This window comes from Pseudoroseomonas cervicalis ATCC 49957 (assembly GCF_000164635.1).
Classification (GTDB): domain Bacteria; phylum Pseudomonadota; class Alphaproteobacteria; order Acetobacterales; family Acetobacteraceae; genus Pseudoroseomonas; species Pseudoroseomonas cervicalis.
Genome location: NZ_GG770812.1, coordinates 1 through 2,510 on the forward strand (window position 1 = coordinate 1; position 2,510 = coordinate 2,510).

General features: G+C 73.4%; 3 protein-coding genes. 2 read left to right on the forward strand and 1 reads right to left on the reverse strand.

The features are described from left to right. Together HMPREF0731_RS19230 and HMPREF0731_RS19235 are read left to right on the forward strand one after the other, a co-directional pair. On the forward strand, positions 1 to 235 hold a 235-nt coding region (locus HMPREF0731_RS19230), incomplete at its 5' end, for a TOBE domain-containing protein (protein WP_007005880.1). A gap of 42 nt (positions 236 to 277) precedes the next feature. Continuing rightward, positions 278 to 1,267: a Bug family tripartite tricarboxylate transporter substrate binding protein gene (locus HMPREF0731_RS19235; protein WP_040614060.1), complete on the forward strand. Its 990-nt coding sequence runs from the start codon at positions 278 to 280 to the stop codon at positions 1,265 to 1,267. A gap of 79 nt (positions 1,268 to 1,346) precedes the next feature. On the opposite strand, the gene HMPREF0731_RS19240 is transcribed toward HMPREF0731_RS19235, so the two are convergent. Continuing rightward, a partial coding sequence (locus HMPREF0731_RS19240) for an ABC transporter substrate-binding protein (protein WP_007005882.1) occupies positions 1,347 to 2,510 on the reverse strand: 1,164 nt, incomplete at its 5' end.

Genomic DNA, 2,510 nt, shown 5'->3' on the forward strand with positions numbered 1-2,510 from the left:
GGTCGAGCTGGTCGAGGATCTGGGCGCCTCGGCCCTGGTGCATGGGCGGCTGGCGGGCGGCGCGGCGATCGCCTTCCACGCGCCGGCCGAGGCGGCGCCGCGCCGCGGCGGCCATGCCGGCATCAGCCTGGCGGCCGACCGGCTGCACCTGTTCGACAATGTGACGGGCCAGCGCATCGCGCTGGAGGCGCAACACGAAACCGCGACGCCGGGTCTGGACTTCGCCCCCCTGTGACGACGATATAAGGCGCGAGTGAACCAACCGGGAAACGACACCATGACGCTGAACCGACGCTCCCTGATGGCGCTGGGCGCCGGCCTGGCCGCCCCGGCGCTGCTGCCTTCGCTGGCGCGCGCGCAGGGCAGCTGGCCCAGCCAGCCCATCCGCCTCGTGGTGCCGTTTTCCGCCGGCGGCCCGACCGACATCCCGGCGCGCCTGATCGCCGAGGAACTGTCCAAGATCCTGCCGCAGCGCATCATCGTCGAGAACCGCACCGGCGCGGGCACGGTGGTCGGCGCCGACGCGGTGGCCAAGGCGCCGAAGGACGGCCACACCTTCCTCTACACCACCATCGCCCAGGCGGCGATCCGCGCCATCTATCCCAGCCTGCCCTTCGACCCGGTGGCGGATTTCACGCCGGTCGCGCTGACCGGCGTGATCCCGATGCTGCTGATGGTCAATAAGCAGGTGCCGGCCAACAACCTGGCCGAGCTGATCGACCTGTTCAAGAAGAACCCCGGCAAGTACGACTATGCCAGCACCGGCAATGGCGCGGCGCTGCACCTGGCGTCCGAGCTGTTCCTGCGCCAGGCCGGCGGCCTGCGCGTCAACCACGTGCCTTATCGCGGCTCGGCGGCGGCGATGCCGGACCTGCTGAACGGCACGGTGGCGATGATGCTCGACGTCGCCAACAGCGCGCTGCCCTTCGTGCAGCGTGGCGAGGTGAAGGGGCTGGCGATCTCCTCCGCCCAGCGCATCCCGCAGCTGCCGGACATGCCGACCTTCCAGGAGGCCGGCGTGCCGGGCTACGAGGCCTATACCTGGCACATGATCCTGGCGCCGGCGGGCACGCCGGAGCCGATCGTCACCCGCATGAACCAGGCGGTGAACCAGGTGATGGCGATGCAGAATGTGCAGACGCGCTTAGCCGACCTGACCATGCAGACCCGCAGCGACACCACGCCGGAGACCGCCCGCAAGTGGCTGACCGACGAGATCGCCAAGTGGGAGCCGATCATCCGCGAGGCCGGCATCAAGGCCGACTGACCACCGCTTCCTGACGGCCGGTGCAGGGGACCCCGTCCCCTGCTGGGGGTCGAGGGGGCAAAGCCCCCTCGCTCTTCTCTCACCCCATCTCGCCGCGCGGCGCGGCCAGAGCGGTGCCCTCCGGCGCCACCGCGACCAGCCTTCCCCCCTGCCATTGCGACAGCACCGGCCTGGCCCGCTGGTTCTGTCCCGCCTCGTCGAAGGCGGCGGCCCAGCCCAGCGGCGCCTCCGCGGTGTCCAGCTCGGTCGCCAGCACGGCGCCGCGCAGCTTCTCGCGCTCGGTGCCGCCGGCGCGATGGATCGCGTCCAGGAACAGCCGCGCCCCGGCATGGTTGGCCAGGCTGTGCGCCGAGCGCGGGTCGTGCCCGTATTTCAGCCGGTAGGCCTCGGCCACGCGCTTCGCCTCCTCGCCCAGCCGGCCGGCGCTGGCATAGGGCGGGAAGCCGACATTCAGCACCCCCTCCAGCGCCGGGCCCAGGCTCTGCGCCGTGTCGGCCAGGGCGTAGCCGCCGCCGCTGCCCAGCACCATGCGCGGCCGCCAGCCGGCCTCCTTCATGGCGCGGAACAGCGCCAGCACCTCCTGCGCCTGGCCGGTGTGCAGCAGCAGTTGCGCATCGGCGCTGCGCAGCCGCGCCACCAGCGCCGGCAGGTCCTGCCCGCCCGGCGCATAGGCGAAGCGGCCGAGCAGCGCCGCCTCGCCGCCCTGCAGCCCGGCCTCCTGCGCCGCCGCCACGCTCTGCCCATAGAGCCCGTCCTCATGCGCGATGGCGATGCGCAGCCCCGCCAGCGGCAGGCCCCACAGCCCCGGCAGCGTCTCGCGCGCCGTGCGCAGGCCGAGTGCTGCATAGTCGGTGGCGCGCGGGCCGCTGCGGAACAGGTAGCGGAAGCCGCGCGCGGTGATTGTGTCGGCGATGGCGCCCAGCTCGAAATAGGCCATGCCGGCCAGCTCCGCCGCCTGGGTGGCGGCGAAGGAGAGCGGCGAGGCGGTGGTGCCGAACAGCGCCACCAGGCGCTCCGTCCCGGCCAGGCGGCGCACCGCCTCGCCGGCCTGGGCGGCGTCGTTCGCCTCGGCCTTGACCAGCCGCAGCGGCCGGCCGAGCAGCCCGCCCGCCTCGTTGCGCGCCTCCACCGCCAGTTCCAGCCCGCGGAAGCTCTCATCGCCGGGCAGGGCGAGCGGCCCGGCGGCGGGGTAGATGGCGCCGATGCGCAGCTCCGGCCCGCGCGGCTGCGCCTGGGCCGGCCG

Bases quoted from the DNA above. Each gene is read 5' to 3' on its own strand.
- HMPREF0731_RS19235 (WP_040614060.1), top strand. From the start codon at position 278: ATGACGCTGAACCGACGCTCCCTGATGGCGCTGGGCGCCGGCCTGGCC.